Consider the following 14169-nt stretch of genomic DNA (forward strand, 5'->3'; position numbering starts at 1 on the left):
ATGCGACCAATAACTATACCGGTCTTACTGTACCGGTATTAGAATTGGACCCGGAGGTACCCCTCCAGCAGGTCCGCCAGCTCCTCCGGTCTGCTGAGCGCGACACAGTGGCCGCCGCCGATCTCGTCGGGCACGATGCCCAGGCGCGCCCGCGCCAGGCCGCGGAAGAACTCGGGCGGGAAGAAGCGGTCGTCCTTGCACACGATGAACTTCGTGGGCGCGTCCGGCCAGGCCGTCAGCGGCCAGGGCTCGCCGCCGGCCCGGGAGGACTCCTCCCGCTCCCTGCGCATGGACTCCTCGGCCAGGGCCCGCGGAACATCGTGGTAGAAGCTCTCGAAGGGGTCCTCGATCGCGGACAGGCCCGCGGCGTCCCTGGCCTGGTTGCAGCCCGTCGTCTCCCACCAGTCGTCCGGCCGCTCGCCCGGGGCGGGGATCATTCCGGCCAGCAGGACCAGTACGCCGACCGGGAGCCGGTCGGCCACCAGCGGCGCGGTGAACGCGCCGTAGGAGTGGCCGACGACCACGAGATCCCGCCGCACCTCGGCGGGCTCGCCGACCGCCTCGACGACGGCATCGACGACCGCATCCGCGTAATCGCCGAGCCCCGCGGAAGGCTGGTCCGACGGCAGGTCCGGAGCCACGGTCTCGTGCCCCCGCGAGCGCAGTTCGGCTGCCAGGAGATGCCAGGCCCAGCCGCTGTCGCCGCCGCCGTGGATGAGTACGAAGGTTGCCATTCCCCATGTATACCTTGGGAGTTGACTCCCTTTGCCCGCCCCGGGCGCGTGCCGAAATCGCGGGGAAGCGCGGGCGCGGCCGTCGGTGCGAGTCAGGCCGCCCGAGTCAGTGACTCCAGGAGGAAGGCCGCCGCCTCCCGTACGGACGCGGGGGCGGCGCGGTCGGGTTCGTGCAGCAGTCGGTGCGCGGTGGCCCGCAGGCTCTCCGTGGTGCGCGCCGAGCCGATGTCCCTGGCGTGCGAGGTGAGGTCCGCGATGAGCCGTTCCGCGTCCGTCCATGCCCCGGCGCCGGTCAGCGCGGCGAGGAGGTGGGCCGTGAACAGGTGGCGGTAGGACGGGCCGCCGGGGGCCGTGGCCGCGCGGTGGAGCAGCGGGACGGCGCGGTCGAAGTCCCGCAGCCGGGCGGCCACCCAGCCCTGGTGGCCGGTCAGTTCCCCCTCGTCGATCCACCAGGCCCACGCCGGGTCGTACCGCGAGACGCCGTCCAGGAACAGGCTGTCGGCGCGGGCCATGAGGTCCGTCGGTTCGCGCCGCGCACCCATCATCGCCGTCGCGTGGGCCTCCCGGATCAGTACGAGGCACGCCACCCGCGGCGGCAGCGGGCGGGGCCCCCGCGCGCGGGCGGCGGCCGCGAGGGCGGCACGGGGGTGGCCGGTGTGGGCCAGGAGCATGCTGTCGTTGAGCAGCGTGAGGCGGGCCGTCCAACGGTCTCCGCAGAGCTCGGCGAGGGCGAGCGCGCGGGCGTTCATCCGGTGGGCCGCCCCGTGGAACCCCGCGTCGAACAGCACCCACCCGATCACCTCGCACAGCTCCGCCAGTACGGCGAGCCGGTCGTGGCCCACGTCCGCGAGGGAGGCGGGGGCGGCCGTCGCCTCGGGCATCTCACGCACGATCGCCCGCACGAGCGGCACGGCGGCGGCCCCGCCTCCGGTGGAGTCCAGGGCGATCAGGCGCCGGGTGACGGCGAGGAGAGCATCGAGGTCGGCGCGGGCGCCGAAATCCGCGTGGGCCCCGAGGTCCGCGTGGGCCCTGAGGTCCACGTGGTCCCCGAGGTCCGCGTGAGCCCCGAGGTCCGCATGGGCCCCGAGGTCCGCATGGGCCCTGAGGCCCGCGCGGGCGCCGAGGTCGGCGCAGGCAACGCGGTCCGCACGAGCACCGCGGTCCGCACGAGCACCGCCGAGATCTCCACGAGCACCGAGATCCTCACGAGCGCCGAGACCCGCGCAGGCACCGAGACCCGCACAGCCACAGTGGTCACGGACCCCCCTGCCCCTGCGTCTCTCCCCGCGCCTCCCCCTGCCCATCCCCACTCTCCCTCTCCCCGCCGGCCCGCGCCCCGGCCCTCCGTCGGGGATCACGCCAACCCTAGGCGTGGCCCCCGACGGCCGCCCGGCCCCGCCCGTCCGCCGCTTCGAGTGGCGCCTCCGCCTGGGCGGGCGCCTTCGCGCCGTTCCACTCCATGCGCGCCCACGGCAGGGCCAGTTCCGCCGGGGACGACACCGTGCGGGGCGTCAGGTCGTCCAGGTCGGCGGCCTCCGTGTGGCGGGCGAAGACCGTGTCGACGTACCGGTGGCCGGTGTCGGCGGCGATGAACACCGTGGTGCCGCCCGGGACCCGGGCGTGCTCCCAGCGGGCCGCCGCGTAGCCCGCGCCCGTGGACAGGCCCGCGAAGACGGCGTGGCGGCGCAGCAGGTCGACGCTCCCGGCGAGGGCGGTGTCGAACGACAGCCAGTGCACGGCGTCGTACGCGGTGTGCGCCACGTTGGCGAACGGGATCGAGCTGCCGATCCCGGCGATGATGATCTCCGGGTCGGCCACGTGCTCGCTGCCGAACGTGACACTGCCGAAGGGCTGCACGCCCACGAGCCGCACCGGCCCCGCGCCGCTCGCGGGCCCCGCCCCGTCCTCCCGGAGATAGCGGGCCAGCGCCCCCGTCGACGCGCCCGAGCCCACCCCGCCGACCAGCGTGAGCGGCGAGCCGTCGGCGGGCACCGCAGCGCGGACGCGCTCGGCGATCGCGCGGTAGCCGAGGTAGTGGATGTCGTCGTGGTACTGCCGCATCCAGTGGTATTCGGGGTTGGCCCGCAGGATCTCGTGCACGCGGGCGACCCGCCGCTTCTGGTCCAGCTTCAGGTCGGCGCTCGGCGGCATCTGCTCCAAGTGGGCGCCGAGGACGGCGAGTTGGGTGCGCAGGGTGTGGTCGACGGTGGTGGAGCCGATGATGTGGCAGCGCATGCCGTAGCGGTGGCAGGCCAGCGCGAGGGCGTAGGCGTAGATGCCGCTCGAGCTGTCCAGGAGGGTGTCGCCGCGCCGCACCTTGCCGGTGTCGAGCAGATGGCGGACCGCCGCGAGCGCCGAGACCACCTTCATGGTCTCAAAGCGCAGGCAGATGAGCCGGTCGTCGACACGTATCAGGTCGGGGCGGCCGATCGCTTCCGCGATGTGCGCGTCCATGCAGGGGCTCCTCGCTGGTGGGTGAACTGGTGCCGGGGGAGGGCGGATGGGGTCGGTCGGGCGGGACGGCGCCGCGCGGGTTCGTCGCGAAGGTGTACGTGACGGGGATGCCCGCCGCCGTCAGCGCCTGGGAGCAGCGGCGCAGCCGCCCGCGCAGGTCCGGTGCCGCCGGGTCGAACAGCAGCCCCGCCACATTGCCGCTGTGCGCGACCTGCACCCCCACCGCGCCGACCCGGCCCGCGATGGCCGTGAGCTCCCCGAACTCCTCGTGCGGCAAAATGCGTTGACCGCGGCGGGCGCTCTCGGTCGCGACATGGCCGAGCAGCACCGGGTCGGCGGTGGCGACGGCGCTCCGCAGCACGTCCCGCAGCCGCTCGTAGGCGCGTACGTCCTCGTCGTCGTACCCGTGGGCCGGGAGGGCCAGCGTGTCCACGGGCCGCCCGCCGCCGAGCGCGCAGCCGACGACGACCGCGGGCGGCAGCGCGGCCCCGAGCTCCTCCAGGACCCGGCCCTCGCGCTGGGCGAAGAGCAGCGGGCGGCCGTCCAGCATCAGCGGGTCCGACGCCCGCTCGGCGCGCACCGCGAGCCGCGCGACGACCTCGGGCGCCAGGCGCACGCCGAAGGCGTCGGCGACGGCGCGCACCGCCGCGATCACGTCGCTGCTCGACGAGCCCATGCCGAGGCCCACCGGTATGTCGCCGGTGAGCCTCAACTCGCCGCCGCACAGCGGTTCCTGGCAGTACATGGCGCACTCGGCCATCGCGTACGTCGCCGCGCGCAGCGCCTTCGTACGGTCGGCCGGGACCACGGTGACGTCGGGGGCCTCCGGGCGGCGTACGAACTCCGCGCGCGTGCCCAGAGCGGTCATCGGCAGCGTGACCAGGCCGGCCCGGCGCCGCCCGCGCTCGTCGAGGAAGACTCCTTGCAGGATCTCGCCGTGGTGACAGGCGGCGTGGCCGGTGCCGGTGCCGGTGCGGGCGTCGGCGTCCGGGCGGGTGCCGGTGCCGGTGGCGTCGGCGGTCACGAACCGTCCTTCTCGCGCTTCTCGCGCGGCGCCGCCCGGTACCGGTACAGGGCCGTCGGCTCGGCGCTGAACTGCGAGAACGGGAACGGTTCCGCGGACAGCGCGGTCACACCGGCGCCCAGGAACGCCCGCGCCACCGCGCTGCCGGACTGCGCGTACACGATCAGCGGGACACCGCGCTCGCGGCAGCGGGCGAGGATCGTGTCGAAGGTGCCGTTGCTGAGCGTCATGCCGGTGGCGACGACGGCGTCGGCCGCGTCGAGCACCTCGTGCATGTCGGTGCTGACGGGGTCGCCCCACTGGGTCGTACGCAGGTTGAAGTCGCAGGGCAGCGGGTGGCCGCCGCGCTCGCGGATGGCGGCGACGAGCGGGTTGACGACGCCGATCAGCGCGACCTTGGCGCCGCGCTCGATGTCGAGGAGGCCCGCGATGGCCGCGTCCCGCGCCACCGCGCGGACCTCCGGCGGTCCGGCGGGCAGCGTGACGGCCTCGGCGTCCGCGGCCTCGCGGTGCGGTCGCCTGGCCGCCAAGTAGGCGTCGAGGGCCGCCATTCGGAGCGGCCGGGGCGCGTCACGCAGCAGCGTGGCGAGCGGACTGCCGGACGCCTCCTCGCATATCCCGGGGCCGATCTCGCCCGCCTCGAAGGCACAGCCCCCGAAGGAGCCGCCGACGCGGGTGAGGACGTACTGGTTGAGATACGTGACGTTTCCGCCCGCGAGGCGGGTGCCGTGGTGGATCCAGAACACGCTGGTGGCCGTCAACTCGGCCGGGTCCGGGCCGAGTTCACCGGCGAGTACGGCGGACAGCAGGTCGTCGACGGTCTTCACGAGAGGTCTCCACGAGTGAGTTGGGACGCGGGCCGGGGTGCGAGCTGGAACTTGAAGAGGAAGGTGAGTACGCCGTCCTGCCAGTCGTGCAGGTGGTCGACGCGGGCCTCGAAGCCGAGGCCGAGGGCGTCGCCGACGATGGTGTGCAGGTCGGCGGTGTTGGACACGATCACGTACACCTCGCCGTCCGGCGCGAGCAGCTCCCGCTCGGCGAGCTGCGCGAAGAACCGGGCGAGCAGCGGCGCGCCCACGCAGGTGTTGCGCACGATGTCCGGGTCGTCGCTGACCGGCTGGCTGACGGCGGGCGGGTTGAAGGTGACGACGTCGAGCCGCGTCCCGTCGGGCACCCCGGCGAAGAGGTCGCCCGCGGCGGGCAGGAACGCGGTGCCCTCGCGGTCGCCCGCCAGGCGCGCGTAGTGCCGGGCGGCCGTGGCCACGCTCTCGGGGTGCACGTCCATCGCGTAGATCTCGCGGGCCCCGCGCAGCCCGGCGGCGACGGCCTCCACGCCGAGACCTGCGCCCATCGCGCCGTAGCGGCGCCCGCGCGTCTCGATGCGGCCGTCCAGGATCCGCTCGTGGATCAGGCGGCTGGTCCAGCCGGGGATGAAGACGCCGGGCGGCACGTCGAACGACCAGCCGTTCCACTCGTACGCACGGGTCGTGTGCAGGTCCGCCTTGGGCTGGTTGAGCGCGATGACGCGCTCGGCGGGCAGCGGGGGCGGGAGCTGGCCGAGCAGGCCGGCTCCGGTGGCCGTGAGGTCCATCAACAGTCCTTCTCTGTACGGGGGCAGGGGGTCGAGGGGGCGGCGACGCCGCGATAGGAGACGGTGAGGTGGCCGAGCGCGTCCGGGCCCGTCTCCGCGTCCACCTCGAAGACCTCGGCGAGCAGCCGCGGCGTCAGGACGTCCTTCGGCGGGCCGTCGGCGACGAGGCGGCCGCCGTGCATCAGGAGCAGCCGGTCGCAGTAGCGGGCGGCCAGCGACAGGTCGTGCAGGGCCACGAGGACGGTCTGGTCGGTGCCCGCGAGCAGGTCGAGCAGCTCCAACTGGTGCTTCACGTCGAGGTGGTTGGTGGGTTCGTCGAGCAGGATGGCGTACGGCTGCTGGGCCAGGGCACGCGCGATGTGGGCGCGCTGGCGCTCACCGCCGGACAGCGCCTTCCAGGGGCGCTCGCGCAGTTCGGTGAGGCCGAGCCGGGCAAGCGCGGCGTCCACGACGGCCCGGTCGTGCGCGCCGAGGCCGCGCCACCGGTCGCCGAACGGGGTGCGGCCGAGGCTCACCACGTCGGCGACCCGCAGATCGCTCTCGGTGTCGGCGGCCTGCTCCACGAAGGCGATGTGCCGGGCGACGCGGCGCGTGCTCCACTGCCGGATCGGCTCCCGGTCGTACGCGACGGAGCCGGCCGTCGGCACCCGCAGCCCTGCGAGGCAGCGCAGCAGCGAGGACTTGCCCGAGCCGTTCGGGCCGATCAGGCCGACGGTCTCGCCGGGCGCGACGTCCAGGCTCACATCGGCGACGATGCGCTTGCCCGCGACGGCCCAGCCGAGTCCTTCCGCGGTGATCCTCACAGCTCACCCCGCTTGCGCAGGACCAGCAGGAACAGCGGTACGCCGAGCAGCGCGGTGAACACCCCGACGGGCACCTCCTGCGGCGCGAACGCGACCCGCGCGAGCGCGTCCGTCCACACCAGGAACACCGCGCCGACCAGCGCCGACAGCGGAAGGAGCAGCCGGTGCAGCGGCCCGACGAGGAACCGCACGCCGTGCGGCACGATCAGGCCGACGAACCCGATGGCGCCCACGGACGCCACCGCCACCGCCGTCATCAGCGACGTCACGACGAGCAGCACCCAACGTGTCGTACGCACCTGCACACCGAGCGACGACGCCGTGTCCGCGCCGAACGAGAACCCGTCCAGGGCCGCCGAGTTGAGCCACAGGACGAGCAGACCCACCGCCGTCACCGCGGCCGTCACCGCCGTCGTGTCCCAGCGCGCCGGCGCCATCGAGCCGAGCAGCCACTGCGTGATCGCCCGGATCGCCTCCGAGTCGCCGGACGCCATCAGGACCAGCGAGGTCAGCGCCGTGAAGAGCTGTGACACCACCACACCGGTGAGCACCACCCGGACCGAGTCCAGGCCGCCCTTCCTGAGCAGCAGCATCAGCAGCCCGAACGACACCATCGCGCCCACGAACGCGCCGCCCGTCACCCCGAGCGAGGCCGACCCCACGCCGAGCACGACCACCGTGACCGCGCCGGTCGACGCCCCCGAGGAGATCCCGAGCAGATAGGGATCCGCGAGGGCGTTCCGCGTGATCGCCTGAAGTGCCGCGCCGCACACCGCGAGCGAGGCCCCCACCAGCGCCGCCATCAGCACGCGCGGCACCCGCAGCTCCCAGATCAGCGAGTCCACGAGCCGCGGCAACGGCTCGACGTCCAGGCCCAGATGGAAACCGGCGGTGCGCGCCACGTCGGCGTACGAGACATCGGTGGTGCCGATGCGTACGGACGCGGCGAGGGAGAGGACGAGGACGGCGCCGCAGAGCAGGAAGAGACCCGCGGCGGACAGGCGGGAACGGCGACCCGCGGCCGGGGCAACGCCGGTTCCGGGCGCCGCGGACGCCCGGCCCCCCGCCTTCGAGGCCGCCGCGGCGACGCCCCGGGCCGACGGGTGCAGCAGGTCCACGACGCCGAGCGCGGCCCGCGCCCCGGGCCTCGCCGGAACGCCGACGGCGTCCGGGCTAGCGGACATACCCGAGGTCCTTCATCCCCGCCGTGAGCCGGGGCAGCGCGCTGACCGTGCGGACCGAGGGATCCATCTCCGTGCCCGGGATCTCGACGAACCGCTTCTTCTCCACGGCCGCGAGCTTCGACATCACCGGGTTCGCGCGCATCGCCTTGAGCTTGTCGGCCGCGCTGTCGCCCGGCTTGCCGCGCTCGGACAGGTCACCGATCACGATGAAGTCCGGATCACGCTTGGCGATCTGCTCCCAGGTGACGGCCGGCCAGTCCTCGTCGAGGTCGTCGAAGGCGTTCTTCGCGCCGACGGTCCGGCTCATCTCGCTGGGGATCGCGCTCTTGCCCGCGACGTACGGGGTGTCGCCGTAGACGGAGTACAGCCAGACGACGCTGGGCTCGCCCTTGACCTTGTCGGCGGTCTTCGCCGCCTTGCCGAGCGTCGCCCGCTGGTCCTTGACCAGCTTCGCGGCGCGCTTCTCGACGCCGAAGATCCGGCCGAGGTCCTCGTAGTCCTGGAACAGCAGGTCGAAGGGCGACTTGGGCTCCTCGCCCGCCTTCTTCCCCGCGTCCTTGCCCGCGCCGGCGGGGTTCTGCTCGGGGCAGTCGACGGCGCTCACGAACGTCGGCAGGTCGAGGTCCGCGAGCTCCTCGCGGGTGCCGACGCGGTCCTTGGTGAAGTAGTCCGTGAAGCCGCCGAGCGCGAAGTCCGGGGTGGCGGCGCGCAGTTGCTCGCTGGTGAGGATCTTCGGGCTGAGCACCTTCACCTTGTCGTACGCCGCCTTGTACTCCGGCGCGATCTTCGTCTTCAGGTTGGACGTGCCGGCCATGCGGTCCTCGAGGCCGAGTTCGAGCAGCACCTCGGTCGAGGACTGGTCGAGGGCCACAGCGCGCTCGGGCGGACCGTCGAAGCTCAGCTTCCGGCCGCAGCTCGTGACGTTCGTCTCGCGGCCGGACGCCTTGTCGTCGGAGGCGGAGCCGCCGTCGGACGACGCGCAGCCGACGGCCGTCAGGGCGAGGGCGAGGACGGCTGTGCCGAGGCGGGCGGGGTGGCGGTGGCGCATGGGACCTCCGGTCTGGGGTGGGACGCGATAAGGGTACTGTAATGGTAATCATTTTCATTAATGTGCCTCGGGGTGGGCTCCGCCGGACGGCGGCGGCTCGCCGGGCGCCGCCAACACCCGTGATCCGTACGGCCGTTGGGGGCCGCGACGGGGGCGCATAACGATTTCGAGATCCGTACGGGTCCGTGCGGGCGACAGGAGAGGAGTGCGCGACGTGGCGACTACGCCGATACGGGCGGGGGAGGCCGAGAGGGCCTCGGACGCCCAAGGGGGCCCGCGAGAGCCGGAGGCCGTACCGAACGAGGACGCCGCGGACAGGAAGAGCGCCGCCGATGCCGGAGACGGCACCCGGGACGGCGCCGGGCGTGGGCGCGGTGTGCTGCGGGACGTCGCGTTTCTGCGGCTGTGGTCCGGGAACACCGCGTCCGGGCTCGCGACCTGGGCCCTGCCCTTCGTCCTCGGCCTCGCCGTGCTCGACCGCACCATCGGCGCGGCGACCCTCGGACTGCTGCTCGCCGCCCGCACCGCGGGCTTCCTCGTCGCCGTCGCCGTCGGCGGCGTCCTCGCCGACCGCTACTCGCGGCGCGGCGTCGTCCTCTGGGCGGGCCTCTCGGCCGCCGCCGCGACCCCGCTCCTCGCCGTCGGCCTCGGGCGCTCCCTGCCCCTGATGCTGGCCGCCGCCGTCGTCGCGGGCGCCGGGCAGGGCGCCTGCCGCCCCGCCTTCCAGGCGCTGACCGCCGAAGTCGTCGACGAGGACCGGCGGCAGGCCGCGAACGCCGCGATGACCCTGTCTGTACGGGCCACCACCCTCGCCGGACCCTCGCTCACCGCGCTGCTCGCCGTGGTCCTCGACGCCTGGGCGCTGCTGCTCGGCATCGGGGTGCTGTGGCTGGTGGCGGCGCTGGTGCCGGGGCCTGGCGCACGCCGCCCCCGAACCGAGGCAGCGGGCGCCGGGGCCGACGGCACGGGCGATGACGTACCCCGTCGACGCCCCTCGTTCTTCGCGGAGTTCGCCGAAGGGCTGCGCGAGGCGCGGCGCCACCCGTGGTTCCTCGCCGGGCTCGGCGCGCTGACCGTCGTCATCTCCACCGGCTACTCGGCCACCGGCGTCGCGCTGCCGCTGGTCAGCCGCGACAAGTACGACACGGGGGTGGTCCTCGCCGCCGCCATGACCGCGTACACCCTCGGCGCGCTCGGCGGGGCCGTCGTCGTCGCGCGCTGGCGCCCGCGCGCGCAGGGCTGGGCCGCCCTCGCGGGCCTCGGCCTCTACGGCTTCGCGCCGCTCAGCCTGCTGCTCCCGGTGCACTGGGCGGTCGTCGTGGCCGCGTACGCGGTGGCGGGGATCGGCATCGAGCTGTTCAACGTGCCCTGGTTCACGGCCACCCAGCGCGAGGTCGAGGCCGACAAGCTGGCCCGGGTGTCGTCCCTCGACTTCATGCTGTCCTACGGCCTGGCGCCCCTCGGGCTCGCACTGATCGCCCCGGCCATCGAGCACTTCGGGGCCCGGCCGGTGCTCGCGGTGTGCGCGGTGCTGTGCTTCGCGGCGCCCGCGGCGGCGGCGCTGGTGCCGAGCGCCCGCGGGTTCTCGCGGCGCCCGGCGACCGGTGCCGCCGCCCCGAACGACTGACGGCGAGTCCCCGCCCCGAACGACTGACTGCGAGAGTCACGGCATGACTGATCAACTCCCGGGCACCACCTCCGAGTACGGCCCGGCTCCCGAAGGCGGCTCCGCACCCGGATACGGCGTCCTGCCGCCCCGGGTCGCGGCCGAGGAACTGGCCAAGGCCCCCGCGCTGCTCGCCGAGCACGGCGCCGTCGTGCTGTCCGGGTACGGCGACACCGCCGACGGCGACGCGCTCACCGTCGCCGCCGCGCGGGTGCTCGGCGCCCGGCTGCGCGAGCTGTACCCGCAGCGGCTGCGTACGTCGCGGGACGGCGGGCCCGTCCACCTGCACGCCGACAGCTTCGACGTGCGGGTGGACATCGGCGGCGTACCCAGCAGGCGCCGCCACCCCGACGAGGACTACGTCTTCGTCCAGTGCGTACGCCCGGCACCGGCCGGCGGGCACTCCTTCGCGCTGGACGCGGGCCGGTTCGTGGACGGGCTCGCGGCGGCCGACCCGGAGCTGCGGTCCTTCCTGACCGGCTTCGACGTCGATCTGTACGGGGCGTGGGCGGGCCTGCGCGGGCTGCCCGCGGCGCCGAGCGTCGGGAGGCACGTGGAGTGGACGCGGACCGGCCGCCGCGTCTTCCGCCGTACGGACGGGGCGGCGCCGCTGCACCGGGACCCCGACGGTGCGTACGTGGCCGCCATGCTGGAGCGGTTCACCCGGGCCGTGGTCGCCCTGGAGCCCGCCCTGCCGCGCTTTCGGCTCGCGGCCGGGGATGTCCTCGTACTCGACAACTACCGCTGTTGGCATGGACGGGACGGGCATGCGGGGGAGCGGTCGGTACGGATTCTCACGGTGCGCAGTTCGGAAGCGCGTTAGTTGGGGCATCGTCCAGGGCGCTTCGCCAGGGCTTGCATCTGCCATGTAGGTTCGGCTGAACTTTTACAGATGCCAGGCAAACGGGCTTATTGTGCTGCACATGCAGTCCTACACCATCGGCCAGGCCGCCCGGCTCCTCGGCGTCAGCCCCGACACCGCGCGGCGCTGGGCCGACGCCGGGCGCGTCGCCACGCACCGGGACGACGCCGGGCGCCGCGTGATCGAGGGGCGCGACCTGGCCGTGTTCTCCGTGGAGCTGGCCCGGAACGGCGCGGGCGGCACCGGCGAGGACGAGGGCTCGTACACGTCCGCGCGCAATGCCTTCCCCGGCATCGTCACCGCCGTGAAGCTCGGTGACGTGGCCGCGCAGGTCGAGATCCAGGCGGGCCCGCACCGCCTGGTCTCGCTGCTCACCCGCGAGGCGGTGGAGGAGCTCGGCCTGGAGGTCGGCATGGAGGCCACCGCACGCGTGAAGTCCACCAGCGTGCACATCGACCGCGTCTGAACGCCCCGCGAGGAGTCCCGCTCATGTCCCCCATTCCCTCTGTTCGCCCTGCCCGCACCGCCGCCGCCGTGGCCGCCGTCGCGCTCCTGCTGCCGCTCGCCGCCTGCGGCAGCGACGACGGCGACAGCAAGAAGGACAAGGACGGCGTCGGCAAGGCCGGCGCCGCGCCCAAGGCCGACCTGACCGTGCTCGCCGCGGCGTCGCTCACCGATGTGTTCAAGAGCCTTGAGAAGACGTACGAGGAGAAGAACCCGGGCACGAAGCTCACCTTCTCCTTCGCCGGGTCGCAGGAACTGGCCGCGCAGGTCAAGCAGGGCTCGCCCGCCGACGCGCTGGTGACCGCCGACACCAAGACCATGGACGGCCTGAAGTCCGACACCGGGACGCCGGCCGTCATCGCCAAGAACCGGCTCGTCATCGCCACCCGCGAGGGCAACCCCAAGAAGATCAAGAGCCTGAAGGACCTCACCGACAGCGGTCTGAAGGTCGTGCTCGCCGCGCCCGAGGTGCCCGTCGGGCGCTACAGCAAGCAGGTGCTCGACGCGCAGAAGCTCAAGGTCGAGCCGGTCTCGCAGGAGACCAGCGTGCGGGGTGTGCTCAGCAAGGTTGAGCTCGGCGAGGCCGATGCGGGGATCGTCTACAAGACGGACGCCGCGGTGTCGCCCGACAAGGTCGACGCCGTCGCCATCCCCGACGCGCAGAACGCCGTGGCCTCCTATCCGGCGGCCACGCTCGCGCAGTCCGGGCACAAGGAGGCGGCGGACGCCTTTGTGAAGTGGCTGAGCACGCCGGAGGCGCAGAAGATTCTGCGGGACGCGGGTTTCCAGAAGCCGTAGCCGACCCCCGGGTTCGGTCTTGTCTGCGGCTCTGTGGGGGCTGGGCGCGCAGTTCCCCGCGCCCCTTACGGGGCTCGGGTGGGCCTTCCCCGCGCCCCTTACGGGTTCCGGGTGGGCCCCGTATCGCTGATTCGCTTCGTACGTCAGGATCCGCCGATGAACAATCGCTTCCGCCGATCGCGGCCGGGCGGGGGCGGCGTGCGTGCGCCGTTGCTGCTCGGGGTGCCCGCGCTGCTCGCCATCGCGTTTCTGCTGATGCCGCTCATCGGGGTGCTGGCCCGTACGGAGTGGGGGGAGCTCGGGGACCATCTGACCAACCCGGGCGTGACCGAGGCCCTTCAGCTCTCGCTCGTCGTGTCCTTCTGGGCGCTCGGCCTCTCGCTGCTGCTCGGCGTGCCGCTGGCCTGGCTGCTCGCGCGGGTGCCGTTCCCCGGCAAGGCGCTCGTACGCTCGCTCGTGCTGCTGCCCATGGTGCTGCCGCCGACCGTCGGCGGCGTCGCCCTGCTGCTCGGCTTCGGGCGGCGCGGGCTGCTCGGGCCCTGGCTTGAGGACACCTTCGGCGTCGTCCTGCCCTTCCACACCTCCGGCGCGGTCGTCGCGGCGACGTTCGTCTCGATGCCGTTCCTGGTGATCAGCCTGGAGGGGGCGATCGCGGGCCTGCGGCCCAGCTACGAGGAGACGGCCGCCTCCCTCGGGGCGTCACCGGTGCGGGTGTTCCGCACCGTCACGCTGCCGATGGTCGCGCCGGGCCTGGCCGCCGGGGCCGCGCTCACCTGGGCGCGGGCGCTCGGCGAGTTCGGCGCGACGATCACGTTCGCGGGGAACCTGCCCGGTACGACACAGACGCTGCCGCTCCAGGTGTACCTGCTCCTCCAGGACTCGCCGGAGGCCGCCACCTCGGTGTCCCTGCTGCTGCTCGCCATCGCGATGGCGGTGCTCGTGGCGCTGCGGGGGCGGTGGACCGGGGGTGGGTCGGCGGGGCGCGGCGCGGCGGGCGGGGGCGTGCCCGAACCGTCCGGCGAAGCTGTGGCCGTGGCCGAGGCGCCGGGTGGCGAAGTGGCCAAGTTGCCTGAAAACAGCGGGAGTTGGAGTCTGCACGCCGACGTCACCGGTTTCGCCGAGCTGACCCTCGACGCCGCCCCCGGGACCACCATCGCCGTCGTCGGCCCCAACGGCGCGGGCAAGACCACGCTCCTGCGGGCCCTGCTCGGCCTGACCCCGCGCGCGCACGCCGTCCTGCGCCTCGGCGACACCGACGTCACGGCGCTCGCGCCGCACCGGCGCAAGGTCGCCTGGGTACCGCAGGACGGCGCGCTCTTCCCGCACCTGAACGCCCTCGGCAACACGGCGTACGGGCTGCGGGCCCAGGGCGTGCCGCGCGGCGAGGCCCGGCGGGCGGCACAGGAGTGGCTGGACCGGCTCGGGATCGGGCACCTCGCGCACCGCAGGCCCGCGCAGCTGTCGGGCGGGCAGGCGGGGCGGGTGGCCCTGGCCCCGGCCC

14 protein-coding genes are annotated in these 14169 nt (G+C 73.9%); 5 read left to right on the forward strand and 9 right to left on the reverse strand.

Annotated elements, in window-relative coordinates; translation table 11 throughout:
- Nucleotides 1-38 precede the first annotated feature (38 nt).
- From STRAU_RS01230 to STRAU_RS01270, 9 genes are all read right to left on the reverse strand, one after another.
- Nucleotides 39-734 carry an alpha/beta fold hydrolase gene (locus STRAU_RS01230; RefSeq protein WP_016638385.1) on the reverse strand — a complete coding sequence of 232 codons (696 nt, stop codon included), beginning with the start codon at nucleotides 732-734 and terminating at the stop codon, nucleotides 39-41.
- A 92-nt stretch (nucleotides 735-826) separates the two neighbouring features.
- Nucleotides 827-1774: an NsdA family TPR-like regulatory protein gene (locus STRAU_RS43285; protein ID WP_016638386.1), complete on the reverse strand. Its 948-nt coding sequence runs from the start codon at nucleotides 1772-1774 to the stop codon at nucleotides 827-829.
- A 325-nt stretch (nucleotides 1775-2099) separates the two neighbouring features.
- Nucleotides 2100-3188, reverse strand: coding sequence for a pyridoxal-phosphate dependent enzyme (locus STRAU_RS01240; protein ID WP_037656934.1), 1089 nt, complete (start codon nucleotides 3186-3188; stop codon nucleotides 2100-2102).
- A complete protein-coding gene (locus STRAU_RS01245) occupies nucleotides 3109-4212 on the reverse strand; it encodes a GHMP family kinase ATP-binding protein (protein ID WP_016638388.1) in 1104 nt (367 codons plus the stop codon). The genes STRAU_RS01240 and STRAU_RS01245 overlap by 80 nt, the downstream gene beginning before the upstream one ends.
- The gene (locus tag STRAU_RS01250; protein WP_016638389.1) at nucleotides 4209-5039 is read right to left on the reverse strand and encodes a Rossmann-like domain-containing protein; all 831 of its coding nucleotides are present in this window, start codon (nucleotides 5037-5039) and stop codon (nucleotides 4209-4211) included. Before STRAU_RS01250 ends, STRAU_RS01245 begins: the two co-directional genes overlap by 4 nt.
- Complete coding sequence (locus STRAU_RS01255; protein ID WP_016638390.1) at nucleotides 5036-5803, reverse strand: class I SAM-dependent methyltransferase; 768 nt, start codon at nucleotides 5801-5803, stop codon at nucleotides 5036-5038. Before STRAU_RS01255 ends, STRAU_RS01250 begins: the two co-directional genes overlap by 4 nt.
- Entirely contained in the window at nucleotides 5803-6606 is an 804-nt protein-coding gene (locus tag STRAU_RS01260) for an ABC transporter ATP-binding protein (RefSeq protein WP_016638391.1), read from the reverse strand. Before STRAU_RS01260 ends, STRAU_RS01255 begins: the two co-directional genes overlap by 1 nt.
- Nucleotides 6603-7724: a FecCD family ABC transporter permease gene (locus STRAU_RS01265; protein ID WP_016638392.1), complete on the reverse strand. Its 1122-nt coding sequence runs from the start codon at nucleotides 7722-7724 to the stop codon at nucleotides 6603-6605. The genes STRAU_RS01260 and STRAU_RS01265 overlap by 4 nt, the downstream gene beginning before the upstream one ends.
- Before the next feature lie 55 nt (nucleotides 7725-7779).
- Nucleotides 7780-8838, reverse strand: a complete 1059-nt coding sequence (locus STRAU_RS01270; protein WP_016638393.1) for an ABC transporter substrate-binding protein — start codon at nucleotides 8836-8838, stop codon at nucleotides 7780-7782.
- Between the two features lie 397 nt (nucleotides 8839-9235).
- Here STRAU_RS01270 and STRAU_RS01275 point away from each other — a divergent pair, with 397 nt between their 5' ends.
- From STRAU_RS01275 to STRAU_RS01295, 5 genes are all read left to right on the forward strand, one after another.
- Nucleotides 9236-10465 (forward strand): MFS transporter, encoded by a 1230-nt coding sequence (locus STRAU_RS01275; RefSeq protein WP_220450388.1) that lies wholly within the window; start codon nucleotides 9236-9238, stop codon nucleotides 10463-10465.
- Nucleotides 10466-10508: 43 nt separating this feature from the next.
- A complete protein-coding gene (locus STRAU_RS01280) occupies nucleotides 10509-11327 on the forward strand; it encodes a TauD/TfdA family dioxygenase (RefSeq protein ID WP_016638395.1) in 819 nt (272 codons plus the stop codon).
- Between the two features lie 100 nt (nucleotides 11328-11427).
- Nucleotides 11428-11832 (forward strand): TOBE domain-containing protein, encoded by a 405-nt coding sequence (locus STRAU_RS01285; protein WP_037656960.1) that lies wholly within the window; start codon nucleotides 11428-11430, stop codon nucleotides 11830-11832.
- A gap of 23 nt (nucleotides 11833-11855) precedes the next feature.
- A complete protein-coding gene (gene modA / locus STRAU_RS01290) occupies nucleotides 11856-12668 on the forward strand; it encodes a molybdate ABC transporter substrate-binding protein (RefSeq protein ID WP_016638397.1) in 813 nt (270 codons plus the stop codon).
- Between the two features lie 156 nt (nucleotides 12669-12824).
- Nucleotides 12825-14169, forward strand: a 1345-nt coding sequence (locus STRAU_RS01295; RefSeq protein WP_037656936.1) for an ABC transporter permease, incomplete at its 3' end; no start/stop codon positions are given.

It is taken from the genome of Streptomyces aurantiacus JA 4570 (assembly GCF_000414115.1).
Taxonomy (GTDB): domain Bacteria; phylum Actinomycetota; class Actinomycetes; order Streptomycetales; family Streptomycetaceae; genus Streptomyces; species Streptomyces aurantiacus_A.